The organism is Pseudomonas trivialis (genome assembly GCF_001439805.1).
GTDB lineage: Bacteria > Pseudomonadota > Gammaproteobacteria > Pseudomonadales > Pseudomonadaceae > Aquipseudomonas > Aquipseudomonas trivialis.
The window spans coordinates 162,184-186,084 of record NZ_JYLK01000008.1; the positions used below are offsets into that span (position 1 = coordinate 162,184).

Annotated in this window: 22 protein-coding genes and 1 tRNA gene; 13 read left to right on the plus strand and 10 right to left on the minus strand. The window is 61.1% G+C overall.

Features of this window, described 5'->3' with window-relative positions; translation table 11 throughout:
* From TU79_RS14210 to TU79_RS14225, 4 genes are all read left to right on the plus strand, one after another.
* Complete coding sequence (locus TU79_RS14210; protein ID WP_057008564.1) at positions 1-1,296, plus strand: murein hydrolase activator EnvC family protein; 1,296 nt, start codon at positions 1-3, stop codon at positions 1,294-1,296.
* Between the two features lie 30 nt (positions 1,297-1,326).
* On the plus strand, positions 1,327-2,652 hold the full coding sequence (locus TU79_RS14215) for a S41 family peptidase (protein ID WP_057008565.1): 1,326 nt from the start codon (positions 1,327-1,329) through the stop codon (positions 2,650-2,652).
* Between the two features lies 1 nt (position 2,653).
* The gene (locus TU79_RS14220; RefSeq protein ID WP_057008566.1) at positions 2,654-3,439 is read left to right on the plus strand and encodes a divergent polysaccharide deacetylase family protein; all 786 of its coding nucleotides are present in this window, start codon (positions 2,654-2,656) and stop codon (positions 3,437-3,439) included.
* 66 nt (positions 3,440-3,505) lie between these two features.
* The gene (locus TU79_RS14225) at positions 3,506-5,101 is read left to right on the plus strand and encodes a S1 family serine peptidase (RefSeq protein ID WP_057008567.1); all 1,596 of its coding nucleotides are present in this window, start codon (positions 3,506-3,508) and stop codon (positions 5,099-5,101) included.
* Positions 5,102-5,104: 3 nt separating this feature from the next.
* On the opposite strand, the gene TU79_RS14230 is transcribed toward TU79_RS14225, so the two are convergent.
* The 7 genes from TU79_RS14230 to TU79_RS14260 all read right to left on the minus strand — a co-directional run bounded on the left by TU79_RS14230 (position 5,105) and on the right by TU79_RS14260 (position 10,794).
* Positions 5,105-5,851, minus strand: coding sequence for a substrate-binding periplasmic protein (locus TU79_RS14230; RefSeq protein ID WP_057008568.1), 747 nt, complete (start codon positions 5,849-5,851; stop codon positions 5,105-5,107).
* A 66-nt stretch (positions 5,852-5,917) separates the two neighbouring features.
* Positions 5,918-6,688, minus strand: a complete 771-nt coding sequence (gene hisF / locus TU79_RS14235; RefSeq protein WP_057008569.1) for an imidazole glycerol phosphate synthase subunit HisF — start codon at positions 6,686-6,688, stop codon at positions 5,918-5,920.
* Positions 6,689-6,697: 9 nt separating this feature from the next.
* Positions 6,698-7,435, minus strand: coding sequence for a 1-(5-phosphoribosyl)-5-[(5-phosphoribosylamino)methylideneamino]imidazole-4-carboxamide isomerase (hisA, locus tag TU79_RS14240; protein WP_057008570.1), 738 nt, complete (start codon positions 7,433-7,435; stop codon positions 6,698-6,700).
* A gap of 39 nt (positions 7,436-7,474) precedes the next feature.
* The gene (locus TU79_RS14245; protein WP_057008571.1) at positions 7,475-7,732 is read right to left on the minus strand and encodes a DUF2164 domain-containing protein; all 258 of its coding nucleotides are present in this window, start codon (positions 7,730-7,732) and stop codon (positions 7,475-7,477) included.
* Positions 7,732-8,370 (minus strand): imidazole glycerol phosphate synthase subunit HisH, encoded by a 639-nt coding sequence (gene hisH / locus TU79_RS14250; protein WP_057008572.1) that lies wholly within the window; start codon positions 8,368-8,370, stop codon positions 7,732-7,734. Before hisH ends, TU79_RS14245 begins: the two co-directional genes overlap by 1 nt.
* Entirely contained in the window at positions 8,370-8,963 is a 594-nt protein-coding gene (gene hisB, locus TU79_RS14255; protein WP_003237513.1) for an imidazoleglycerol-phosphate dehydratase HisB, read from the minus strand. The genes hisH and hisB overlap by 1 nt, the downstream gene beginning before the upstream one ends.
* Positions 8,964-9,159: 196 nt before the next feature.
* Complete coding sequence (locus tag TU79_RS14260) at positions 9,160-10,794, minus strand: OFA family MFS transporter (protein ID WP_057008573.1); 1,635 nt, start codon at positions 10,792-10,794, stop codon at positions 9,160-9,162.
* Between the two features lie 325 nt (positions 10,795-11,119).
* Between TU79_RS14260 and TU79_RS14265 the strand changes: the two genes are divergently transcribed.
* The 5 genes from TU79_RS14265 to TU79_RS14285 all read left to right on the plus strand — a co-directional run bounded on the left by TU79_RS14265 (position 11,120) and on the right by TU79_RS14285 (position 16,297).
* A complete protein-coding gene (locus tag TU79_RS14265; RefSeq protein WP_057008574.1) occupies positions 11,120-13,333 on the plus strand; it encodes an AsmA family protein in 2,214 nt (737 codons plus the stop codon).
* Positions 13,330-14,397 (plus strand): A/G-specific adenine glycosylase, encoded by a 1,068-nt coding sequence (gene mutY, locus TU79_RS14270; RefSeq protein ID WP_057008575.1) that lies wholly within the window; start codon positions 13,330-13,332, stop codon positions 14,395-14,397. The genes TU79_RS14265 and mutY overlap by 4 nt, the downstream gene beginning before the upstream one ends.
* On the plus strand, positions 14,394-14,666 hold the full coding sequence (locus TU79_RS14275) for an oxidative damage protection protein (RefSeq protein WP_057008576.1): 273 nt from the start codon (positions 14,394-14,396) through the stop codon (positions 14,664-14,666). The genes mutY and TU79_RS14275 overlap by 4 nt, the downstream gene beginning before the upstream one ends.
* Positions 14,667-14,769: 103 nt before the next feature.
* Positions 14,770-14,845 (plus strand) — tRNA-Phe (locus TU79_RS14280).
* Between the two features lie 291 nt (positions 14,846-15,136).
* The gene (locus TU79_RS14285) at positions 15,137-16,297 is read left to right on the plus strand and encodes a Fic family protein (protein ID WP_057008577.1); all 1,161 of its coding nucleotides are present in this window, start codon (positions 15,137-15,139) and stop codon (positions 16,295-16,297) included.
* A gap of 24 nt (positions 16,298-16,321) precedes the next feature.
* Here TU79_RS14285 and TU79_RS14290 read toward each other — a convergent pair whose 3' ends face one another.
* Positions 16,322-17,929, minus strand: coding sequence for an ArnT family glycosyltransferase (locus TU79_RS14290; protein WP_057008578.1), 1,608 nt, complete (start codon positions 17,927-17,929; stop codon positions 16,322-16,324).
* 86 nt (positions 17,930-18,015) lie between these two features.
* Entirely contained in the window at positions 18,016-18,981 is a 966-nt protein-coding gene (locus TU79_RS14295; RefSeq protein ID WP_057008579.1) for an arsenic resistance protein, read from the minus strand.
* 154 nt (positions 18,982-19,135) lie between these two features.
* Between TU79_RS14295 and TU79_RS14300 the strand changes: the two genes are divergently transcribed.
* A complete protein-coding gene (locus tag TU79_RS14300; RefSeq protein WP_057008580.1) occupies positions 19,136-19,549 on the plus strand; it encodes a hypothetical protein in 414 nt (137 codons plus the stop codon).
* A gap of 62 nt (positions 19,550-19,611) precedes the next feature.
* On the opposite strand, the gene gabP is transcribed toward TU79_RS14300, so the two are convergent.
* Entirely contained in the window at positions 19,612-21,003 is a 1,392-nt protein-coding gene (gene gabP / locus TU79_RS14305) for a GABA permease (RefSeq protein ID WP_057008581.1), read from the minus strand.
* 555 nt (positions 21,004-21,558) lie between these two features.
* Between gabP and TU79_RS14310 the strand changes: the two genes are divergently transcribed.
* From TU79_RS14310 to TU79_RS14320, 3 genes are all read left to right on the plus strand, one after another.
* Positions 21,559-22,332: an ABC transporter ATP-binding protein gene (locus TU79_RS14310; RefSeq protein WP_057008582.1), complete on the plus strand. Its 774-nt coding sequence runs from the start codon at positions 21,559-21,561 to the stop codon at positions 22,330-22,332.
* Between the two features lie 13 nt (positions 22,333-22,345).
* Positions 22,346-23,098, plus strand: a complete 753-nt coding sequence (locus TU79_RS14315) for an ABC transporter substrate-binding protein (RefSeq protein WP_057008583.1) — start codon at positions 22,346-22,348, stop codon at positions 23,096-23,098.
* 73 nt (positions 23,099-23,171) lie between these two features.
* The gene (locus TU79_RS14320; RefSeq protein ID WP_057008584.1) at positions 23,172-23,867 is read left to right on the plus strand and encodes an ABC transporter permease; all 696 of its coding nucleotides are present in this window, start codon (positions 23,172-23,174) and stop codon (positions 23,865-23,867) included.
* Positions 23,868-23,901 lie beyond the last annotated feature (34 nt).

The window sequence follows — 23,901 nt, forward strand, 5'->3', positions numbered from 1 at the left end:
ATGCTTCGCGCCTTGATTACCCTTGCTCTTGTCTGCCTGCTCCAACCGGCGTTTGCCGATGAGCGTGCACAAACCCAACAACAGTTGGACGCTACGCGTCAGGACATTACCGAGCTGAAAAAGCTGCTCGGCAAGCTCCAGGAAGAAAAATCCGGCGTGCAGAAAGACCTGCGCGGTACGGAAACCGAGATGGGCAAGCTGGAGAAGCAGGTCCAGGAGCTGCAAAAAGAACTAAAGAAGAGCGAGTCGGAACTGGAGCGACTCGACGCTGAGAAAAAAAAACTCCAGAGCGCACGCGTTGAACAGCAACGCCTGATCGCGATCCAGGCCCGCGCCGCTTACCAGAGCGGCCGCCAGGAATACCTCAAGCTGCTGCTCAACCAGCAGAACCCCGAGAAATTCGCACGCACCCTCACCTATTACGATTACCTGAGCAAAGCGCGGCTGGAGCAATTGAAAGGGTTCAACGAAACCCTGCGCCAGTTGGCCAATGTCGAACAGGAAATCGCCGACCAGCAATCGCAGCTGCTCGACCAGAAAACCGTCCTCGATACCCAGCGCGACCAGCTCGACAAGGTACGCAAGGAGCGCCAACTGGCCCTTGCCAAGCTCAACGACGACGTCAAGGCCCGCGACGCCAAGCTGCAGGCCCGCGTGCAGGACCAGGCCGACCTGGCCAAGGTGCTCAAGACCATCGAGGAAACCCTGGCCCGCCAGGCTCGCGAGGCTGAAGAGGCGCGGCAAAAAGCGCTGATCGCCCAGCAGGAAGCCGAAAAAAAGCGCCAGCGTGAGGCCGAACAGGCGGCTACCAGCGACGCTCCGGCGCCGCGTAAACCGGCGCGTGCAGCGCCCGGCCCGATGGTTTCCAGCACCGGCGAGTCGTTCGGCGGCCCTTTTGCTTCAGCGCGCGGCAAACTTCCATGGCCGGTCGATGGTCGATTACTGGCACGCTTTGGTGAAACCCGTGGCGATGACACCCGTGCCAAGTGGGATGGCGTGATGATCAGCGCCGCCGCCGGCAGCCAGGTCCACGCCGTTCACGGTGGGCGCGTGGTGTTCGCCGATTGGCTGCGCGGCGCTGGCCTGCTGGTGATTCTTGACCACGGCAATGGCTATTTGAGCCTTTACGGCCACAATCAGACATTACTCAAGTCGGCAGGTGATGTTGTAAAAGCCGGTGAATCCATCTCCACTGTGGGTAACAGTGGTGGCCAGGACACCCCGGCGCTGTACTTCGCTATTCGTCAGCAGGGCCGCCCGAGCGACCCTGCACAATGGTGCCGTTCCCAAGGATAGGGCCGTACCTACATTAGGAGTTCGTTCGACATGCTGCATTTGTCCCGCCTCACTTCGCTGGCCCTGACGATCGCCCTGGTGACCGGCGCGCCGCTGGCTTTCGCCGATCAGGCCGCACCGACAGCGCCCGCCACCGCCGCGAGCTCTGCCGCGACCACCAAGGCGCCGTTGCCGCTGGACGAGCTGCGCACCTTTGCCGAGGTCATGGACCGCATCAAGGCAGCCTATGTCGAGCCGGTAGACGACAAGACCCTGCTGGAAAACGCCATCAAGGGCATGCTCAGCAACCTCGACCCGCACTCCGCCTACCTGGGCCCGGAAGATTTCGCCGAGCTGCAGGAAAGCACCAGCGGTGAGTTCGGTGGCCTGGGCATTGAAGTAGGTGCCGAAGACGGCCAGATCAAAGTGGTCTCGCCGATTGACGACACGCCGGCGTCCAAGGCCGGCATCCAGGCCGGCGATTTGATCGTCAAGATCAATGGCCAGCCCACCCGTGGCCAGACCATGACCGAAGCCGTCGACAAGATGCGCGGCAAGCTTGGCCAGAAAATCACCCTGACCCTGGTGCGCGACGGCGGCAACCCGTTTGACGTGACCCTGGCCCGCGCGACCATCACGGTCAAGAGCGTGAAGAGCCAGTTGCTGGAGTCGGGTTACGGCTACATCCGCATCACCCAGTTCCAGGTCAAGACCGGCGACGAAGTGGCCAAGGCCCTGGCCAAGCTGCGCAAGGACAACGGCAAGAAACTCAACGGCATCGTGCTCGACCTGCGTAACAACCCGGGCGGCGTGCTGCAATCGGCGGTGGAAGTGGTCGATCACTTCATCACCAAGGGCCTGATCGTCTACACCAAGGGCCGCATCGCCAACTCCGAGCTGCGCTTCTCGGCCACCGGTAACGACCTCAGCGAAAACGTGCCACTGGCCGTGCTGATCAACGGCGGCAGCGCCTCGGCCTCGGAAATCGTCGCCGGTGCCCTGCAGGATCAGAAGCGCGGCGTGCTGATGGGCACCACCAGCTTCGGCAAGGGCTCGGTGCAAACCGTGTTGCCGCTGAACAACGAGCGCGCGCTGAAAATCACCACCGCGCTGTATTACACGCCCAACGGTCGCTCGATCCAGGCCCAGGGCATCGTCCCGGACATCGAAGTGCGCAAGGCCAAGATCACCAACGAGATCGACAGCGAGTACTACAAGGAGGCCGATCTGCAAGGTCATCTGGGCAATGGCAACGGCGGCGCCGACCAGCCGACCGGCAGTGGCGCCAAAGCCAAACCGATGCCGCAGGACGACGACTACCAGTTGGCCCAGGCGTTGAGCCTGCTCAAGGGCCTGAGCATCACGCGCAACCGTTGATATGCGCCTTGTCCTGATCATCGCCGTGCTGTGCAGCCTGGCAGGCGTCGCCCACGCGACGCCCGTCGGCGAACCGCACAAAGCCTACCTGACCCTGATCATCGACGACCTGGGGCAAAACCTGCCCCGGGATCGGCGCGTGCTGGCCCTGCCTGGGCCGGTCACCACCGCGATCATGCCCGACACACCCCACGCCGCCGAATTCGCCCGCGAGGCCCACAAGGCCGGCAAGATCGTGATCCTGCACATGCCCATGGACCCGGCCACCGGCCCGTTCGCCTGGCACCCTGAATTGCCCATCGAAGAACTCGGCAAGCGTCTGGACGCCGCCTTCGAAGCCGTGCCCTTCACCGCCGGCATCAATAATCACATGGGCAGCCGCATGACCGCCCAGCCGCAGGCGATGGCCTGGCTGATGGGCGAGTTGCAGCGGCGGCACAAGTTCTTTGTCGACAGCCGCACCAGCGCGCAGACCGTCGCCGCCGCCGAGGCGCAGAAGATCGGCCTGGCCAGTGTCTCGCGGGATGTGTTTCTGGATGACGAACGCACCGAAGCGGCCATCACCACCCAACTGCAAACCGCGATCAAGCTGGCGCACAAGCAGGGCTCTGCGGTGATGATCGGCCACCCGTACCCACAGACCCTGGCAGTGCTCGAGCGCGAGTTGCCCAGGCTCAAGGCCCAAGGGGTCGAGTGGATCGATATCAAGTCGATGATCGGCCTGCGCAGCAATCAGGCCATGGGCGGCCATGGCCGTGACGGCACCTACCGCCCGAGCCCTAGATAACTAACGCCCGCCCCGCACGCCGGCCCTGAATAGTGAGCGCTCGACTCACTCTTTTCAGGACACTCCATGAACATCACACACGTTATTGCTTCCGGGCTGCTGCTCGTCGGCCTCTGCGGCGCACTGCACGCCGCCGACAAGGATTTCGGCGAAGGCCTGGCCAATACAGGCCCCGCGCAGGTTCTGCGTAACGCCAGGCATCAACACGATCACTGGAATGGCGTTGGCCGTATCCGTAATGAAGGTCAGACGCTGTGCACCGCCAGCCTGCTGGACACCCGTGACGAGAGCGGCAAGTCCGGTCCCGCCTATGTGGTCACCAGCAGTCATTGCCTGCATCGTCTCAACGGCGCGGTGCAAAGGGATATGCCGATCAAGGGCAGCATCAGCTTTAACTATTTCGACGACACCCTCGAAACCCTCAAGACCTACCCGCTGAAAACTCTGAGATGGGGCAGCAGCCACGGGGTCGATCTGGCGGTGATCGAATTGCAGGCGACCCTGGCGAGCCTGATCACAGCGGGCATCACGCCGTTGAAGCTGGCCGAAGAAGTACCTGCTGACGGGGTGAATATCCTCGCCCTCGCCGCCCCCGAATGGGACACGCTGCACCTGTCGGCCTGCACTCAACAGGCCTCGCGGGAACTGGTGGAACAGCCGTTCGTGTGGCGAGTCACGCTGAAGAACCAGTGCCAGGGCGTCTCCCTCGGCGGCTTTGGCGGGCCGCTGCTCGACCGCGCCAGCAACCGGCTCTTCGGCATACTCAGCACCAGCACGCGCGGGCAGCCCGCCGAACGTAAATGCCAGCGCGACGCGCCGTGCGAGGTCAACAACGGTATACCCACCTGGCAGCCCGAGACCAACTACGGCAGCCCGATAACGTTCCTCAGCCAGTGTTTTATCGGCGGCGTGCTACAGGCCGATGACGAGTACTGCGCGCTGTATCCGACCACCTCCATCACGTTCGAAAAACCGGCCCCCGTTCAGCAGTATTTCCTCAAGAAAGCCGACGGCAACGGCAAGGATATCGTGCCGCGCTGGAACCTGGCCTTCAGCATCAACACGCCGTTTTATCGCTACAAAACCACACGCCGGGCCATCGACTGCGAAAACCCGGCGCTCTACAGCGCGCCGATCAAGGCTGAGCACGCCTACGTCAATGACCCCATCGGCCCGCAAACCGGCATGCACATGCTGTGTATCGTCGGCGTGGAGTCCGCCGAGCAGCGCGTTACCTCGGGCATGATGAAAAATGCGCTGAGCCTGGCCGTCGAACTGGCCGAACCGGGCCCTGCGCGTACGCCGAACCTGAGCATCAGCCTGGATAAACAGGGCCTTGCCGCCTATACACTGATCTGGCACCTCGCACCGCCCTTCATGCAGCGCTACACCTACAAGTACGGCCCGGCCGCCACCACCGATTGCCTGCGCCCGGTGGACTACCTGCCCATACCGCCGACAGCGGTGAAAGACGTGGAAGAGGGGGAAGACGAAGATATCATTGCCCTGGTGCATCCACTCAATGATGACCCGGTCACGCCGCCGGAAAAGTACGCGCAATTGATCAGCGTTCAGGGCACGCCCTACAAGATCTGCACTTACGCCTACGACCAGGCGGATCAGCCATCCACCTTGCGTGTGGACCTGCTTAAACCACGTTGAGAACTAAAGGTAGCGGGCCATGATTGCGTCGACCACGCCTTCCTTGCGCAACTGGTCCAGAGCCGTTTGCAGCCTGGCCACCAGCTCGTCCGGCACATCCTTGTTCAGCGCCAGGAACAACTCGGCGCTGTTGAAGCGCAACACCGTTTTGAGCCCGGTCACGCCGACCTGACGTGCCAGGTAGCGCCCGGCGGGATCGCCGGTGGCCCAGAGGTCGATCTGGCCTTCCATGAGTCGTTGCGCATTATCCTGATCGCGCAACACAACCAGCGGCTTGAGGCCTTGCTTGTCCAGGGTCTGGGCAATGGCATCACCCTTGTAGGCACCGATTCTATAGCGGCGCGCCTGCTCGAGGCTGCCGAGCTGGATCTTGCTGTCGGCCTTGGCCAGCAGCACCCAATCGTCCGGGCCGATGGGGCCGACCCATTTGAACAACGCTTCACGATCAGGCAGGCGCGCCATCACAAAGACGCCGTAGCCGGGTTTTTCCAGGGTGAGTTTGTAAATACGTTCCCAGGGAAAGCGCAGGGTGAGGTTGTAGGCAATGCCGGCGCGCTTGAAGGTCTCGCGCACGATGTCGGCGGCGATACCTTCGATGTTCTCGTCCCTGGCGAAATTCTTGCCGTTTTTTGCCATGTTGTAGGGCGGAAAATTTTCCGTCAGCAACACCATCGCGGTGTCGGAGGGATCGTCGGCGTGGGCCGTCCCTGCCAACAGCAGGGACGTGGCAAGCAGGAGTTGTTTGAACATGTAGGCTACCGGAATCCATGGCAAGCGCAGAGAGTGCCGCGCGCCTGCCATGCTGTCCAGCGGCGTTTAGCGTACGACGATACCGCGCGCTGCCATGTAGGCCTTGGCCTCGGGAACGGTGTATTCACCAAAGTGGAAAATGCTCGCCGCCAGCACCGCGCTGGCGTGGCCTTCGATCACGCCGTCAGCCAGGTGCTGCAGGTTGCCGACGCCGCCGGAGGCGATCACCGGGATGCCCAGGGCATCGCTGATGGCACGGGTCACGCCCAGGTCGAAACCATTTTTCATACCGTCCTGGTCCATGCTGGTCAGCAGGATTTCGCCGGCGCCCAGGCCTTCCATCTTCATCGCCCACGCCACCGCGTCCAGGCCGGTAGGCTTGCGCCCGCCGTGGGTGAAGATCTCCCAGCGCGGGGTTTCGCCGGGGCCCGAGACTTTCTTGGCGTCGATGGCGACTACGATGCATTGCGAACCGAAGTGCTGCGCAGCCTCGCCAACGAACTCCGGATTGAACACCGCAGCGGTGTTGATCGAGACCTTGTCGGCACCGGCGTTGAGCAGGTTGCGAATATCCTGCACGGTGCGTACGCCACCGCCCACGGTCAGCGGGATGAACACCTGGCTGGCCATGCGCTCGACGGTATGCAGCGTGGTGTCGCGGCCGTCGACGCTGGCGGTGATGTCGAGAAAGGTAATTTCGTCGGCACCCTGCTCATCGTAGCGACGGGCGATTTCCACCGGATCGCCGGCATCACGGATGTTCTCGAACTTGACGCCCTTGACCACGCGACCGTTGTCGACGTCCAGGCAAGGGATGATGCGTTTGGCCAGCGCCATGGTCAGTCCTCAGCCGTTATAGGCGTCGCAGTAAGCCTGAGCTTCGGCGACGTCCAGGGTGCCTTCGTAGATCGCGCGGCCGGTGATGGCGCCGATGATGCCGGGCGCACGGGCGTCCAGCAGCGACTTGATATCGCCCAGGTTGTGAATACCGCCGGAAGCAATCACCGGAATCTTCGTCGCGGCGGCCAGTGCCGCGGTGAACGGCACGTTGCAGCCCTGCATCATGCCGTCTTTGGCGATGTCGGTATAAACGATGGCGGACACGCCGTCGGCTTCGAACTGTTTGGCGAGGTCAATCACCTGCACGGTGCTGATTTCAGCCCAGCCGTCGGTGGCGACGAAACCGTCCTTGGCATCCAGGCCCACGATCACCTTGCCGGGGAACGCGCGGCAGGCCTCGGCGACGAAGGCCGGGTCTTTCACCGCCTTGGTGCCGATGATCACGTAGCTCACGCCTGCCTTGACGTAGTGCTCGATGGTTTCCAGGGAACGGATACCGCCACCGATCTGGATCGGCAGGTTGGGGTAGCGTTTGGCGATGGCGGTGACCACCTCACCATTGACCGGCTGGCCTTCGAAGGCGCCGTTCAGGTCCACCAGATGCAGGCGACGGCAGCCCCCTTCCACCCACTTGGCGGCCATGCTCACCGGGTCATCGGAGAACACGGTGGAGTCTTCCATGCGGCCCTGGCGCAGACGTACGCAAGCGCCGTCCTTGAGATCGATAGCGGGGATAATCAGCATCTGGCAAACCTTATTCGATATTCAGCAATGCTTGGGAAATCAGGGTTTCTCAAGCGACCACAAGTCGCTTTCGAGGCTTTCGAACCTTTCTTTAAGGAGCGTCTGCGTGTCGAAAATCGCCCTGTTGTAATAGTGCGGCGCCACCTCAAGGGTGAACAGCTCAAGAATCTCGGCCACTTCGAACGAACCCAGCGTGAGCTCGAAACGGTCCTGCATGAAGCGCTTGATCTTGTCGGTGGCCTCACGCTCCTGCTCGGGCGTGAGGGTCAAGATCGGTGCTTTGGCCTTCCTGACCATTACCAGCGGCCATCCCACGCGGCGAAGTTCTGCAGCAATTGCAGGCCATGGGTATGGCTTTTTTCCGGATGGAACTGCACGGCAAAACGCGAGCCTTCGGCCAGCGCGGCGGCGAAGTCGACGCCGTAATGCCCGCCACCCGCCACTTGGCCCGCTTTACCGGCGGCGATGTAGTAGCTGTGCACGAAATAAAAGCGCGCCATGTCCGGCACCTCGTGCCACAACGGGTGATCCAGCGTCTGGCGCACTTCGTTCCAGCCCATGTGCGGGACTTTCAAGTGGGCGCCGTCTTCGTGCAGGTCTTTGCCGAAGAACTTCACATCGCCGGGGAACAGGCCAATGCAGTCGACACCATTGTTCTCTTCGCTGCGATCCAGCAGGGCTTGCATGCCCACGCAGATGCCGAGGAACGGCCGGTCCTGGCTGACTTCGCGCACCAGGCTGTCAAAGCCCAGGCGACGAATCTCGGCCATGCAGTCGCGAATCGCGCCCACACCGGGGAACACCACGCGGTCGGCTTCGCGAATCACATCGGCATCGCTGGTGATCAGCACCTTGCCGGCGCCCACGTGCTCGAGGGCCTTGGCCACCGAATGCAGGTTGCCCATGCCGTAGTCGATAACCGCGACCGTCTGCATTACAGGACGCCCTTGGTCGATGGCATTTGCCCGGCCATGCGGTCGTCCAGTTCCACGGCCATGCGCAGCGCGCGGCCGAAGGCCTTGAACACGGTTTCGATCTGGTGGTGGGTGTTGGTGCCGCGCAGGTTGTCGATGTGCAGGCTGACGAGAGCGTGGTTGACGAACCCCTGGAAGAATTCCTGGAACAGGTCGACGTCGAAGCCGCCTACGGTGGCGCGGGTGTAGGGCACGTGCATCTGCAGGCCCGGGCGACCGGAGAAGTCGATAACCACGCGCGACAGCGCTTCGTCCAGCGGGACATAGGCGTGGCCGTAGCGGCGGATGCCTTTTTTGTCGCCGATAGCCTTGGCAAAGGCCTGGCCGAGGGTGATGCCCACGTCTTCCACCGTGTGGTGGTCGTCGATGTGCAGGTCGCCCTTGCTGACGATATCCAGGTCGATCAGCCCGTGACGGGCGATCTGGTCCAGCATGTGCTCAAGGAAGGGGACACCGATATCAAATCGGGCCTTTCCGGTGCCATCCAGGTTGATCGAGGCTTTGATCTGGGTTTCCAGAGTGTCGCGCTCGACGGACGCCATACGTTCGACCATCACCAGCTCCGCAAATCATTGGGCGAAAAAGGTGGCCATTATAGGGGTGCGGGCGGCAAACAGAAACATCGAAGGGGAGAAGACTGATGGAGTGTCGGGGATAGACATGTGCATACAACTCAAACCCACTGATGAGAACCCGGCACACCTAATGTGGGAGGGGGCTAGCTCCCTCCCACAAGGTATTGCGGTGTTATCAGTGGAACAGTACCGCCGTCTTCTGCAGGGTCACCCACACACCCCACGCCAACGGAATACCCACCACCAGCCAGGCGGCAATCGCCAGCGGCTTGCTGCCTGGGGAGGCTTTCCACTCCAGCACGGTGGAGGCATCAGCGCCTTTGTCATGGCCCAGCGCCTGTTCGGCAGCCAGCTCCGCGTCGCTCATGAAGTACTTGTCGGCCACCGGACGCACCAGCAGGTTGCAGATGAAACCCAGCACCAGCAGGCCGGCGAGGATGTACAGGGTGATGTCATAGGCCGCAGCGCGTTCAACGCCGATGCTCAATTGATATTCACGCAGGTAGTTCACCAGCACCGGGCCCAGCACGCCGGCCGCAGCCCAGGCGGTCAGCAGTCGACCGTGGATCGCGCCGACCATTTGCGTACCGAACAGGTCGGCCAGGTAGGCCGGCACGGTGGCGAAACCGCCGCCGTACATCGACAGGATCACGCAGAACGCCGCCACGAACAGCGCCACGTTGCCCAGGTGCCCCAGGTTCGGAATCAGCGCGTACAGGGCAAAGCCCAGGGCGAAGAACACGAAGTAAGTGTTTTTGCGGCCCAGGTAGTCGGAGAACGATGCCCAGAAAAACCGGCCACCGATGTTGAACAGGCTCAACAGACCGGTAAAGCCCGCCGCAATCGCGGCAATCGATGCCAATTGCCCGGCATCCAACTGGCCGAACGGCACATCCACACCCAGCAGCTTGCCGCCGAACACTTCCTGCAGCAGCGGCGAAGCCATGCCCAGAATGCCGATACCGGCGGAAACGTTCAGGCACAGCACCAGCCACACCAGACGGAATTGCGGGGTTTTCCAGGCCACGTTCACGTGCACGTGACGGTGAGTGATCATCGCGTTGCTGGCTTTTTTCGCCGGTGCCGTCCAGCCCTCAGGCTTCCAGCCGGTCGGCGGTACGCGGTAGGACAGTGCGCCGCCGATCATGAACACGAAGTAGATCGCAGCCATCACCAGGAAGCTCTGCCAAACGCCCACGCTGGTGGGCGAAGCGAAGTGCCCCATCAGCGCCGCGGCCAGGGGCGCACCCACCATCGCGCCGCCGCCGAAGCCCATGATCGCCATGCCGGTGGCCATGCCGCGCTTGTCCGGGAACCACTTGATCAGGGTCGAAACGGGCGAGATATAGCCCAGGCCCAGGCCGATACCGCCAATCACGCCGGAACCGATCCACATCAGCCAGATCTGGTGGGTATAGATACCCAACGCCGAGATCAACAGGCCGCCGCACCAGCACAGGGCCGATACTACACCGGCCTTGCGCGGCCCGGCATGTTCCAGCCAGCCGCCCCAGATGGCCGCCGAGCAGCCCAGGAAGATGAAAAACAGGGTGTAGATCCAGCCCAGCATGGAGATGGGCCAGTCACACTGGGACGAAAAGACCTGTGTAATAAAGCTCATGTCCGGTGCACACGCGACTGGCGCAGTGATACCCAGCGCTTTGGACAGTGGAAGCCAGAACACCGAGAAGCCATAGGCCATGCCGATGCACAGGTGGATGGCCAGGGCGGCCGGTGGAACCAGCCAACGGTTGAACCCGGGCTTGGCGATGATGCGCTCCTTGGACAGGAACGCAGGCTTGGTGCTCATTGGTGTTTCCCCCAGTTGTTAGTGTGTGTCCGTCAGGCGCTCTCCCCCTCGGCCTTGCACGCAGAGCGTGGCCGTAGTTGTAGGGTAAAGCTCCATTTTGGCGCGACGATAAGTCGCAGAAGGCGGACGAACGCGCAAAGATTAGCACCTGTCGAGGCGAGAAAAACCAAACTGATATCACTTTTTTCAGGAAACTCGTTTTTTCTGACGTCAAATTCCTGTTCTGCCCGATCTGGATACAATGTAACGATCGCTGAACTGACGCAGGCCGTCGGGCGTTATACTCTGCGGCTAAATTTTGAAATCGACATACAAGGACTCGCCCATGAAAGCGTTCGGCAAAATCCTGGGTCTGGTACTCCTCGGGCTGTTGCTGATCATTGTGGCTCTCGGCTTTGCCCTGACCCACCTCTTCGATCCCAACGACTACAAGGAAGAGATTCGCCAGATTGCCCGCGACAAGGCCCATATCGAGCTGACGCTCAATGGCGATATCGGCTGGAGCCTGTTCCCCTGGCTCGGCCTTGAACTGCATGACGCCAGCGTGGCCACCCTGACCACCCCGACCCAACCGTTCGCTGACCTGCAGATGCTCGGCCTGTCGGTGCGCGTGCTGCCCCTGCTGCGCCGCGAAGTGCAGATGAGCGATGTGCGGGTCGAAGGCCTGAACCTGCGCCTGAACCGCGACAAGCAGGGTCATGGCAACTGGGAAGATATCGGCAAGAACGTGACGGTGGCGACCACCACCGGCACCCCTGCTCCGGCGGAACAAGCGGCCGAGGCCGAACCGGAGAAACCGGCCAAGCCGATTCGCCTGGACATCGACAGCCTGACCGTCAACAACGCCCGCGTCGAATACACCGATGAGCAGACCGGCAAGCAGTTCAGCGCCGAGAGCATCCAGCTGAGCGCCGGTGCCGTGCACGAAGGAGCAAGTATTCCGGTGAAGCTCACCGCGTTCTTCGGCAGCAACCAGCCGGTGATGCGCGTCAAGACCGAGCTCAACGGCAACCTGCGCATCCAGCGCGCCCTCAAGCGCTACCAGTTCGAAGACATGAAGATCTCCGGTGAAGCCACCGGCGAGCCGCTGCAGGGCAAGACCGTGACCTTCTCCACCCAGGGCCAGTTGCTGGTGGACCAGGCGGCGAATATCGCCGAATGGACCAACCTGAAACTGTCGGCCAACCAACTGCGCGCGCTGGGCGAGCTGAAAGTCAACGACCTGGACAAAACTCCGCAGCTCAGCGGCGCTCTGTCCATCGCCCAATTCGACCTCGCCAAATTCCTCGACAGCGTCGGCCACCCGCTGCCGCCGATGGCCGACGGCAGCCTGAGCAAGGTCGAGCTGGTCAGCCGCCTGAAGGGTACGCCCACCAGCGTGGCGCTCGAAGACCTGAACCTGAAGCTCGACGGCAGCACCTTCACCGGCCGCATCGCCGTGGAAGACTTCGCCAAACAGTCGCTGCGCGTGCAGCTCAAGGGCGACACCTTCAACGCCGACAACTATCTGCCGGCCAAGTCCGAGTCCGCCAAGGGCGCCACCGCCGCCCGTCAGGCCGAAGTGCAGAACAGCGAAGCCGGGGCCATGGCTGCCGGTGGCACCACGCCGCTGCCCGACGCGCCGACCAAAAGCGCCTGGAGCACCGACAAGCTGCTGCCGCTCACCCGTCTGCGCACCCTCGACGTGAATGCCGACCTTGCCTTTGGTCAGTTGACCTTGAGCAAACTGCCGATCCAGAACGCCGTGCTGAAAGCCTCCGGCATCGACGGCCAACTCAAGCTCGACACCCTCAGCGGCGGTCTCTACAACGGCACCTTCCAGGCCAACGGCACGCTCGACGTGCGCCAGGATATTCCGCTGCTCGCGCTGCAAAGCCATATCAGGCAAGTGCCGGTCGAACGCATCCTGCAAGCCCAAGGGCAAACCCCGCCGGTGAAGGGCCAGGTCACCCTCGACAGCAACCTCAGCGGCCGCGGCAACAGCCAGAAAGCGCTGATCGACAGCCTCAACGGCACCGCCAGCTTCGTGATCAACAACGGCGTGCTGCTCAATGCCAACATTGAACAGCAAGTGTGCACCGGCATCGCCCTGCTCAACCGCAAGACCCTGAGCAGCACGCCGCCGGGCAAGGACACGCCGTTCGAAGAACTGCGCGGCAACCTCACGTTCCGCAATGGCGTGGCCAGCAACCCCGACCTGAAAGTGCGCATCCCCGGCCTGACCGTCAACGGCAACGGTGATGTCGACCTGCGCGTGCTGGGCATGGACTACCGCGTCGGCATCATCGTCGAAGGCGACCAGCGCGAAGTGCCGGACCCGGCGTGCCAGGTCGGTGCCAACTTCCAGAACATCGAAGTGCCGTTGCGCTGCCGTGGTCCGCTGGAGCTGGGTGCCAAGGCCTGCCGCCTGGACAAGGACGGCCTCGGCCAGGTCGCCATCAAGGCCGCCGGCAATCGCCTCAACGAGAAACTGGAAGAGAAGCTCGACAAGGTCAACCCGCAGCTCAAAGATGCGTTGAAAGGCCTGTTCAAACGATGAGAAACGAGCAGTTTTCAGAGGCCGTACTCGACTGGTACGACCGCCATGGTCGCCACGACCTGCCCTGGCAACAGGGCATTACGCCTTACCGGGTGTGGGTCTCGGAGATCATGCTGCAACAGACCCAGGTGAGCACCGTGCTCAATTACTTCGACCGTTTCATGGCCTCGCTGCCGACGGTCGAAGCCCTGGCCGCCGCGCCGGAAGACGAAGTGCTGCACCTGTGGACCGGCCTGGGCTACTACACCCGTGCGCGCAACCTGCAAAAGACCGCCAGGATCGTGGTGGCCGAGTACGGTGGCGAGTTTCCCAGGGATGTCGAAAAACTCATCGAACTGCCCGGCATCGGCCTGTCCACCGCCGGCGCCATCGCGAGCCTGAGCATGGGCCTGCGTGCGCCGATCCTCGACGGCAACGTCAAACGCGTGCTGGCGCGTTTTACTGCTCAGGAGGGCTACCCGGGCGAACCCAAGGTGGCCAAACAGCTATGGGCCACCGCAGAGCGCTTCACGCCCCATGAACGCGTCAACGCCTATACCCAGGCGATGATGGACATGGGCGCGACCCTTTGCACCCGTAGCAAACCCAGCTGCCTGCTGTGCCCGCTGGAGAAAGGCTGCGAGGCCCACATGCTCGGTCTGGAGACGCGCTACCCGATCCCCAAGCCGCGCAAGACCATCCCGCAGAAACGCACGCTGATGCCGATGCTGGCCAACACCGAAGGCGCCATTCTGCTTTATCGCCGCCCTTCCACCGGGCTGTGGGGCGGGTTGTGGAGCCTGCCGGAGCTGGACGACCTTGGCGACCTCGAACACCTGGCCGAGCAACACGCGCTCGAACTGGGCAAGCATCAGGAACTGCCGGGGCTGATCCACACCTTCAGCCACTTCCAGCTGGCCATCGAACCCTGGCTGGTACAGGTCAAGGAATCGGCCCATCACGTGACCGAGGCCGACTGGCTCTGGTATAACCTCGCCACCCCGCCGCGCCTGGGCCTTGCCGCCCCGGTCAAGAAACTGCTGAAGCGCGCGGCCGACGTATTGAATGCAGGAGTGTCGTCATGACCCGCACCGTAATGTGCCGCAAGTACAAAGAAGAACTGCCAGCCCTGGACCGCCCTCCGTACCCAGGCGCCAAGGGCCAGGACATTTACGACAATGTCTCCGCCAAAGCCTGGGGCGACTGGCTCAAACACCAGACCCTGCTGATCAACGAAAAACGCCTGAACATGATGAACGCCGAAGACCGCAAATACCTGGCGGGCGAAATGGACAAGTTCTTTTCCGGCGAGGAATACGCCCAGGCCGAAGGTTACGTACCACCTGCTCAATAATTGAGCAAAACCTGGGGTCAGCACGTAAGCGACGGTAATAATTAAATATTTTTCTAAAACTTGCTTGACGACCCCCTGAAAAACCCGTTTAATGCGCCCCGTTGCCCAGATAGCTCAGTCGGTAGAGCAGGGGATTGAAAATCCCCGTGTCGGCGGTTCGATTCCGTCTCTGGGCACCACTAATCAGTTTCAGGTGGTGCACCTATCATCCGAAACACACAAAAAACCCGCCTTGTGCGGGTTTTTTGTTGCCTGCGATTTGAGCAGGCCATATCTACCGCCCCTCAGGCACAGACCCGCGGCCAACGGATCCCTGGCCAAACCCACTTGCGCTCCTCACGTTTTTTACTTATCTGAATTGTGTTTTTGAGATAACGTAGTCCCTATTGAGACCCTGAACCCCCTATTTACGGGCATCAGAGCACTCTTTTTTTGAGATAATAAAAAATCGATTAGAGATATTTTTCGACATGGCAGAGTTTTTTCACCACGATCTTGAGCTTCTGAACCCTTCATTCGACTCAGGTCTGGTTGACGTTCTGAGTGAACTGGAACATCTGCGCCGCCTGGAGCTGGGGGGCGATACGCCACCTGCCGTTTTTTTCCAGCTTAAGGACCTGTTTCACACGCTGGAGAGCCTCGGGTCTGCTCGTATTGAGGGCAACCATACGACCCTCGCGGACTACATCGAAAGTAAAGTCGATGGAAAAGCAGAAGACTCAGATCAATTGCGAGAGATCGCAAATATCGAAAAAGCCATGGACTACGTTGAAAGCATCGTGAAGCCTGGCGTAGACCTCTCCGAGTTTGCAATCCGGGAACTTCATTCGATCACGGTTCAAGGACTGACGCGCGAAGGTGATCGCACGCCAGGCGCATACCGTGAAGCTGAAGTACGTATAGCCCAATCAGACCACTTGCCTCCCGATGCCGTGCTGGTACAGGGGTATATGCAAGAACTGATTGCCTTCGTGAATAAACCGGATGCACCCAAATATGACCTGATGAAGGTCGCCCTGGCCCACCACCGATTCGGCTGGATTCATCCCTTCGGCAACGGCAATGGCCGTGTCGTACGTCTTCTCACCTACGCACTTTTAATGAAGTACGGCTTCAACGTCAGCGCGGGCGGTCGAGTCCTGAACCCTACGGCTGTGTTCTGCATTGATCGGGAAAAGTACTATTCAATGCTCTCCACTGCCGATACAGGCACCAAGGAGGGACTCGAAGCGTGGTGCATCTACGTTCTCGCGGGGATCAAAGACGAACTGGAGAAAGTAAGCAGACTGACTGACTATGGCTATCTGACCAGGCACGTCTTGGCGCCCACCATAGCCATGGCAAAAGAGCGAGAATGGATCACGCCAATTGAGGAAAAAATTCTGACCACTGCGGTTCAACTAAAGGTCGTCAAATCAAGCGACATTGCCAATGCACTGCCAAGCCTGTCTGCCGCACAAAGAACCTACCAGATAAAAAAACTGGTCGATCAGGGCATGCTTCTTCCCGTTAACCCAGGTGCACGGCATTACACCATCGGGTTCTCCAACAATTACCTGATCAGAGGCGTTATCAAGTCACTACGCGAGGGAGGATTCATCCCTGAGCAGTTGGACAGGCCTTATGCATGAAGACTTATCCAGACAAGGTCGCACTCACTTCAACAAAAACACCATCAACGGATTGTCATTCAATCGCCCGTTGAACGCCGGAGCCAGATGCTCCACCGGCGACCCTTTCAGCAAGGCCGTTTCCGTGCGTTCCACAATCACCCAGGATGGCCTTGGCAGTGCGTTCAATTTTTCCAGTTCATGGCGCCCTACGAACAACGGTCGCTCGTAGTGATCCAGGTTCATCATGTAGCGCACGCCCCAGGTGTCCTGGCCAAGATCGACGAACACCAACGGTGCAGGGGTTATAGCGCGAAGTGATTCGACCTGACCCACAAACGTGCGGGTGTCGAATTGCAGGTCCTTGGACGGCTCTACCACCGCCACCAGCAGCAACCACTGCGCCGCCAGTGCGATCAGGCTGAGCCACACCAGGCGCGCCGCCCGATGCCAGGCGACCAGCGCCGCCACCTGCAGCAACACCAGTACGCTGAACAATAGCGGCAACGATACGTCCGGCCAGTAGCCATGCTTCTGCCACGCGTGCCGGCACACCAGCACGGCAATCACGCACAGCGTTGGCAGCGCCGCGACAAGGCCTTCGTAGCATCGGCGCACGCCAGCCAGCCAGCCCTGCGCCTGCAGCAGCCCATAGGCGGCGACAGCGGCGAACATCGGCACCATCGGCAGGATGTAATAGGCGCGCTTGAAGTGCGGCACCGACAGGCCAAGCAGAATCATCAAGCCGCACGCGCCGAGCCGCACGACCATTTGCACGTCTTCATCGGCCCGTCGCAGCGCCCATCGATGGCGCAGCGCAAACAAAGTCGCCAGGGCCAGCGGCACCACGGGAAAGTAACGGTACAAACTCAACTGAAAGTAGAAATAGACCGGCTCACCGTTTTCGTCGAGGCGCCCGCCCACCTGCATCTTGAATACCTCGTCGGCAAACGCATCGCCTCCGCTGATCCGCGCCAGCTTCATCAGCAGCCACCAGCAGGCCGCCAACAACACCAGGCCGATCATGCCGTGAATCAATACTTGCCTGACCCGCTCGCCGGGACGACCCAGCGCCCAGTAAACGCACGCCACGCCGCAGACTTCGACCAGCCCCAGCGGCCCGCGAATCGCAAAGCCCAGAATGAACAACGCAAACACCGCCAGTTGCCGCCAGCGCGAACCCAGGCGTTCACCACTGTGCAGCAGATAGAAGCTGCCCACGCAGAGCAGCGCGACCATCTGATCGAGGCAGACCGAGCGCGACTTTTCCAGCAGTTGCGTGGTGAGCAAGGTCAACAGCACAGTGAGCAGCGCCCATTGCCGGCCGCGAGGGGCCAGCAGCCGATAGATCACGGCAATCACCCCGGCGGATGCCAGTGCGGTGGGCAAGATATTCGCCAGGTGATTGGGCGCACCGAATACTCGGGCAAACACAAAGCTGAAGAACGTCGCCGTGCCGGGGTAATCCGCGTAGGGCTGGCCGTAGGTAGTAGGGAAAAGACTCGCGCCATGGCGAAACATTTCCTGCAGGAACAGCGCCCAGCGACCGTCAAAGCCCTGGGGCTGCTGGTCCCAGATACCCAAGATGAACAGCAACAGGGCGATCAGAAACAGGCCCAGGGATTCCAGACGAAAACGGTTGCGGTGATCCATCGGTTGACCTGTCAGGTGTAAGGCGCCGCTCATGGTGCACAACGCCCCCCTGAATAGCGCCTGAACAGACCTGAACCTTCATGCGTTTACCGATTTTTGCGCCACACCACAGCGGGGATCAGGCGCACATAGAACAATTGGGCGACCAACTCGACCAGGGTCTGCAGGATCACCGCCGTCGCCGCCAACCCGCGCACGTCTTCCGGCAGCGCCAGTGCCAACGGCAGCACCACCAGCGAGTTACGCGTGGCGGCACTGAAGGTCACCGCACGCGCCGCTGGCGCAGGCAACGCGAACAATCGCGCGGCCAGCATCCCCAGCAAGGGCGCCAGCAACACGAAACCCAGGTAAACCGGTATCACCGGCTGCAGCAGGTTGAGATCGCGCACCACCGATGTGATCTGCGAACCGATCACCACAAACAGCACCAGCGCCATCGCCGGCACCGGCAACCAGGCCCAGGCGCTGTTCCACGCATTGATGACAGCAGAGCCTCGCGCCAGGGCCTTCGTCAGTACCGCCAGCAGCATCGGCACCACAATCAACCACACAAACGCCGCGAAAAATGGCCCGACCTCAACCACCACCTCGGACTGCGTGCCCAACATCAACCCCAGGTACACCGGCAACAGCGCCAACTGCAACAGCAACAACACCGGCGTCGCCGCCAGCATCAAACGCGAATCGCCCTTGCCGATATGGGTGAACACCACCACGTAATCGATGCACGGCGTCAGCAACACCAGCAACGCGCCCACCAGGAGTGCCGGGCGCTCCACGAGGCCACGGGTCAGTGCCCAGACCAGCAACGGCACAAGAATGAAATTGGCCAGCAGCAGCGCCGCCATAAAGCGTTTGCTGCCCACCCCCTGACGCAGGTCCAGAAACGGGATTTGCAAGAACATCGCGTACATCAGCACGGCGATAGCGGGCGTGACCAGAGCAACGAGGCCATGCCCCAGCGAAGGCGCGAACAGGCCCAGCGTGGCGGCGAGAAGGACCGCAACGAGGTAGAGGGGGATCTGGTTGTGTTCGAGGGTTTCGCGGGTCATTGAAGAAGCTCTAGGCCGATGCAAAGACGCGAGCGTAGTAGCAGCACAAACAAGGAGCAATAGCTGCACCGCGAATCGCCCCTTCCACACAACCCCTTGGGATTTGCCCCAACCTGCGCTTCAATACCCCCCCAAATCCAAGGAAGCCGACCCCATGGCCTCGCCGAACAAGCAGCAGAAACGTGCCCATCGGGCCAAGGCCAAAGCCAAGCAAAACCGCACCCAGCGCGCCGTGACGGCCAAGCCGGATGCGTTTGCCGGTGACGACGACCGTATCGACCTTGAGTCGGTGGATTTGACCGAATTGTTCCTGGAGATGCGCGTTGCCGGCGAAGTCAGCCAACAAGCAATGTGTGCAGCGTTCCTGGCGCACCCGTTGCTGGCGCTGGTGCTGGAGCAGGAAGGCGAAGAAGAAGCCACCGACTTTATCCTGGCCGCGCTGATCGAGTATCGGCAATGGACCACGGACAGTGATGACGAAGCGGCGGCGTTGGCGTGGATTGAGTCTGCAGAGTTCCAGGCCGATTACGTGGCAGCGTCACAGTCGCTGGTGAATTCCCAGGACTGACGCAAAACAAATGTGGGAGGGGGCTTGCCCCCTCCCACACCTGAACGACATCCACTCAACCATCAGTTAAGCACTGCAGCACCCGCCCGCTGAGCCTTGCGCCGTCTCGCAACGACCAGCCCCGCCGTCACCACCAGCAAGCTCAGCACTCCAGTCGCGATGATCTCGACCCGGTGCGCTTCCTGGAACAGCATGATGGTCAAGGTACCCACGATAAACACCATCACCGCATAGGTGAGGCCAGGGAACAGCCACATCTTGAATTCGAGCTTCTCACCCGCCGCCACACGCTTCTGACGCATGCGCAGTTGCGACACCGCGATCACCAGGTACACCAGCAACGCAATGGCGCCGGAGCTGGCCAGCAGGAACTCAAACACCGCCGCCGGTGCCACGTAGTTGGCGAACACCGCCAGGAACGCAGCCCCCGTCGACAGCAACACGGCCCAATAAGGCGTGCCGCTCTTGTTGGTGCGCTTGGCCACAGCCGGAGCATCACCGCGACGGCCCAGGGAGAACAGCATGCGCGACGCGGTGTACAGCGCCGAATTCAGGCAACTGGTCACCGCCACCAGCACCACCAGGTCGACGATCAGCTTGGCATTCGGGATGCCCATGCGTTCCAGCACGGTCTGGTAGGAACCTACCGCCGCCAGGGTCGGATCGTTCCACGGCACCAGGGACACCACGATGAAAATCGACAGCAGGTAGAACAAACCGATCCGCCAGATCACCGAGTTGGTGGCCTTGGTGATCTGCTGGCCGGGGTTCTTCGATTCAGCCGCCGCAATGGTGACGATCTCGGTGCCCATGAACGAGAACATGGTGGTGAGGATGGCCGCCAGCACCGCGCCCATGCCGTTGGGCATGAAACCCTGGGTGTCGAACAGGTGCGACACACCGCTGACCTGGCTGGTGGGCAACACGCCGAAAATCGCCGCCAGGCCGAGGATGACGAAGGCCACGATCGCCACAACCTTGATCAACGCAAACCAGAACTCGAACTCGCCGTAGTTCTTCACACTGAACAGGTTGGTCGCCGTCAGCAGCAAGGTAATGATCAGGGTGAAGGCCCAGATGGCCACGTCGGGGAACCACGCATGCAGGATGGTCGCCGCCGCGTTGGCCTCCAGCGGAATCACCAGCACCCAGAACCACCAGTACAACCAGCCGATGGTAAAGCCGGCCCAGTGCCCGATCGCGCGGTCGGCGTAGGTGGAGAACGAACCGGTGTCCGGCGACGCCACGGCCATTTCGGCGAGCATGCGCATCACCAATACCACCAGCGTGCCTGCGGCGGCATACGCCAGCAGTACGGCAGGGCCAGCGGCAGCAATCGCGTGGCCGGAGCCGACAAACAACCCGGCACCGATGACACCGGCAATTGACAGCATGGTGACGTGACGCGGTTTGAGCCCCTGTTCGAGGTCATTGGAGCTTTGCGTACTACTCATTGACACACCTTTGCGAGGAATTGCGAAAACGGTCCGCCCGGCCTGGATGCTTTCTCGTGAAAAGAAACCAACAGGGGCGTTCTTTATTTTTTACGCAAGATTTGCGCCAAAATGTTACGAATCCACAGCCGACGCGGCCTGTAGGACGCTTCCGCATAAATCGCAAGTCATTGAGAACAATGGCATTTCGCTATAGCGTTACCGTGCACCCCATATTCAAGACGTTTGAGCGCACCAAAAACACACACAAAAAGTGCGTGACGCCCTATTAAAGGGCTGATATGCACCGTTTGCCGGTTTTACCCTTCCAACACTTGGCCAAAGCTGGCACCATCGCGCCCTTTTTTACGCAAAGCCTGCGCATATTCCGGGGCAAACGGTTGTTCGGTTGTTGATGGCGCGACACGCCGCTGTGCCGATGCGACACCCTGCCGCAGACCACCGTTTAACCGCCCGCCGCGCTGTTGGCTGTCATCCAGACGCTATGCTAGCTTGGCGCCTCGCCAGGACGGCGGTTCGCAGCGCCGAATGCACTGAACACAATGAGGACCCCACATGGCCGAGGCCACGCCCGCGCTTGAAATCCGCAACCTGCATAAACGCTATGGCGAGCTGGAGGTGCTCAAGGGTATCTCGCTGACCGCCCGCGACGGCGACGTGATCTCGATCCTGGGTTCTTCCGGTTCCGGCAAATCCACGCTTCTGCGCTGCATCAACCTGCTGGAGAACCCGCACCAGGGTGAGATCCTGGTGGCTGGCGAAGAGCTCAAGCTCAAGGCCGCAAAAAACGGCGAACTGCAGGCCGCCGACGGCAAGCAGATCAACCGCCTGCGCAGCGAAATCGGTTTTGTGTTTCAAAACTTTAACCTGTGGCCGCACATGAGCATCCTCGACAACATCATCGAGGCACCGCGCCGCGTGCTCGGCCAAAGCAAGGCAGAGGCGATCGAAGTGGCCGAAGCCCTGTTGGCCAAGGTTGGCATCGCCGACAAGCGTCACGCCTACCCTGCGCAATTGTCCGGCGGTCAGCAGCAACGCGCGGCCATCGCGCGCACGCTGGCGATGCAGCCAAAAGTCATTCTGTTTGACGAGCCCACTTCCGCGCTTGACCCGGAAATGGTCCAGGAAGTACTTAATGTGATCCGCGCACTGGCCGAAGAAGGTCGCACCATGCTGCTGGTCACCCATGAAATGGGGTTTGCCCGTCAGGTGTCCAGCGAAGTGGTGTTTCTGCACCAGGGCCTGGTCGAAGAGCAAGGATCGCCACAGCAGGTGTTTGAAAACCCGCTTTCGGCGCGCTGCAAACAATTCATGTCCAGCAACCGCTAACGGAGCAACCTGCATGCAGAACTATAAAAAATTCCTTCTGGCCGCGGCCGTCTCGATGGCGTTCAGCGCCACGGCCATGGCGGAAACCTTGAAAATGGGGATCGAAGCGGCCTACCCGCCGTTCAACAATAAAGACGCCAGCGGCAACGTGGTGGGCTTTGACAAGGACATCGGCGACGCCCTGTGCGCCAAGATGAAAGTCGAGAAGTGCGAAGTGTACGTGTCCGACTGGGACGGCATCATCCCGGCCCTGAACGCCAAGAAATTCGACTTCCTGGTGTCTTCGCTGTCGATCACCGATGAGCGCAAGCAGGCCGTCGACTTCACCGACCCGTACTACTCCAACAAACTGCAGTTCATCGCCCCCAAAGCCACCACCGACTTCAAGCCCGATGCCGACTACCTCAAGGGCAAGATCATCGGTGCACAGCGCGCGACGCTGGCCGGCACCTACCTTGAAGACAAACTGCCAGACACCGAAGCCAAGCTGTACGACACCCAGGAAAACGCCTACCTCGACCTGACGTCCGGTCGCCTGGACGGCATTCTTGCCGACAAGTACGTGCAATACGAATGGCTCAAGAGCAAAGACGGTTCGGCCTATGAGTTCAAGGGCGATCCGGTGGTGGAAAGCGACAAGATCGGTATCGCCGTACGCAAGGGCGACCCGCTGCGCGAGCGCCTGAACAAAGCCCTGGCAGAGATCAAGGCTGACGGCACCTACAAGAAAATCAACGACAAGTACTTCCCGTTCAGCATCGAATGACCTGAACGGCCTGCCCGGCGCGCTTACGTGAGCGCGCCGGCTTTTGCCTTGCCTGCCACGATATGAAAACACCATGAATTTCGATCTCTACGGATTCGGCCCCGCGCTTGCCGCCGGTGCGCTGATGACCGTCAAACTGGCGCTCACTGCCCTGTGCCTGGGGCTGCTGCTGGGCCTTGCCGGCGCCCTGGGCAAGACATCCCCCTACAAGCTGTTGCAATGGCTGGGCGGTACTTACTCGACCCTCGTGCGCGGCATTCCCGAACTGCTGTGGGTGCTGCTGATTTATTTTGGCACCGTCAACTTGATGCGCAGCCTGGGCGAGACCTTGGGTATCCCCGACCTGTCACTCAGCGCGTTCGCCGCCGGTGTCATCGCCCTGGGCCTGTGCTTTGGCGCCTACGCCACGGAAGTGTTCCGTGGCGCGATACTCGCCATTCCCAAGGGCCACCGCGAAGCCGGTGTGGCGTTGGGGCTGTCCAGGTATCGGATTTTTACCCGATTGATCATGCCGCAGATGTGGCGCATCGCCCTGCCGGGCCTGGGCAACCTGTTCATGATCCTGATGAAGGACACCGCGCTGGTGTCGGTGATCGGCCTTGAAGAAATCATGCGCCACGCGCAGATCGGCGTGACCGTCACCAAGCAACCGTTCACTTTCTTCATGGTCGCGGCGTTCATGTACCTGGGCCTCACGGTGCTGGCCATGACCGGCATGTACTTCCTCGAGAAACGCGCCGCCCGCGGCTTTGCAAGGAGCACCCAATGAGCGGCGACTACAGCTGGCTGGCGCACTTCGACCT

What these genes read in the sequence shown, in the direction of transcription:
- TU79_RS14300 (WP_057008580.1), top strand. Translation starts at nt 19,136, where the DNA reads ATGGCCTCGCCGAACAAGCAGCAGAAACGTGCCCATCGGGCCAAGGCC.
- TU79_RS14310 (WP_057008582.1), top strand. Translation starts at nt 21,559, where the DNA reads ATGGCCGAGGCCACGCCCGCGCTTGAAATCCGCAACCTGCATAAACGC.
- TU79_RS14230 (WP_057008568.1), bottom strand. Translation starts at nt 5,851, where the DNA reads ATGTTCAAACAACTCCTGCTTGCCACGTCCCTGCTGTTGGCAGGGACG.
- gabP (WP_057008581.1), bottom strand. Translation starts at nt 21,003, where the DNA reads ATGAGTAGTACGCAAAGCTCCAATGACCTCGAACAGGGGCTCAAACCG.
- TU79_RS14315 (WP_057008583.1), top strand. Translation starts at nt 22,346, where the DNA reads ATGCAGAACTATAAAAAATTCCTTCTGGCCGCGGCCGTCTCGATGGCG.
- hisB (WP_003237513.1), bottom strand. Translation starts at nt 8,963, where the DNA reads ATGGTCGAACGTATGGCGTCCGTCGAGCGCGACACTCTGGAAACCCAG.
- TU79_RS14275 (WP_057008576.1), top strand. Translation starts at nt 14,394, where the DNA reads ATGACCCGCACCGTAATGTGCCGCAAGTACAAAGAAGAACTGCCAGCC.
- TU79_RS14220 (WP_057008566.1), top strand. Translation starts at nt 2,654, where the DNA reads ATGCGCCTTGTCCTGATCATCGCCGTGCTGTGCAGCCTGGCAGGCGTC.
- hisA (WP_057008570.1), bottom strand. Translation starts at nt 7,435, where the DNA reads ATGCTGATTATCCCCGCTATCGATCTCAAGGACGGCGCTTGCGTACGT.
- TU79_RS14265 (WP_057008574.1), top strand. Translation starts at nt 11,120, where the DNA reads ATGAAAGCGTTCGGCAAAATCCTGGGTCTGGTACTCCTCGGGCTGTTG.
- TU79_RS14290 (WP_057008578.1), bottom strand. Translation starts at nt 17,929, where the DNA reads ATGGATCACCGCAACCGTTTTCGTCTGGAATCCCTGGGCCTGTTTCTG.
- TU79_RS14285 (WP_057008577.1), top strand. Translation starts at nt 15,137, where the DNA reads ATGGCAGAGTTTTTTCACCACGATCTTGAGCTTCTGAACCCTTCATTC.
- TU79_RS14245 (WP_057008571.1), bottom strand. Translation starts at nt 7,732, where the DNA reads ATGGTCAGGAAGGCCAAAGCACCGATCTTGACCCTCACGCCCGAGCAG.
- TU79_RS14225 (WP_057008567.1), top strand. Translation starts at nt 3,506, where the DNA reads ATGAACATCACACACGTTATTGCTTCCGGGCTGCTGCTCGTCGGCCTC.
- TU79_RS14215 (WP_057008565.1), top strand. Translation starts at nt 1,327, where the DNA reads ATGCTGCATTTGTCCCGCCTCACTTCGCTGGCCCTGACGATCGCCCTG.
- mutY (WP_057008575.1), top strand. Translation starts at nt 13,330, where the DNA reads ATGAGAAACGAGCAGTTTTCAGAGGCCGTACTCGACTGGTACGACCGC.
- TU79_RS14260 (WP_057008573.1), bottom strand. Translation starts at nt 10,794, where the DNA reads ATGAGCACCAAGCCTGCGTTCCTGTCCAAGGAGCGCATCATCGCCAAG.
- hisF (WP_057008569.1), bottom strand. Translation starts at nt 6,688, where the DNA reads ATGGCGCTGGCCAAACGCATCATCCCTTGCCTGGACGTCGACAACGGT.
- TU79_RS14295 (WP_057008579.1), bottom strand. Translation starts at nt 18,981, where the DNA reads ATGACCCGCGAAACCCTCGAACACAACCAGATCCCCCTCTACCTCGTT.
- TU79_RS14320 (WP_057008584.1), top strand. Translation starts at nt 23,172, where the DNA reads ATGAATTTCGATCTCTACGGATTCGGCCCCGCGCTTGCCGCCGGTGCG.
- TU79_RS14210 (WP_057008564.1), top strand. Translation starts at nt 1, where the DNA reads ATGCTTCGCGCCTTGATTACCCTTGCTCTTGTCTGCCTGCTCCAACCG.
- hisH (WP_057008572.1), bottom strand. Translation starts at nt 8,370, where the DNA reads ATGCAGACGGTCGCGGTTATCGACTACGGCATGGGCAACCTGCATTCG.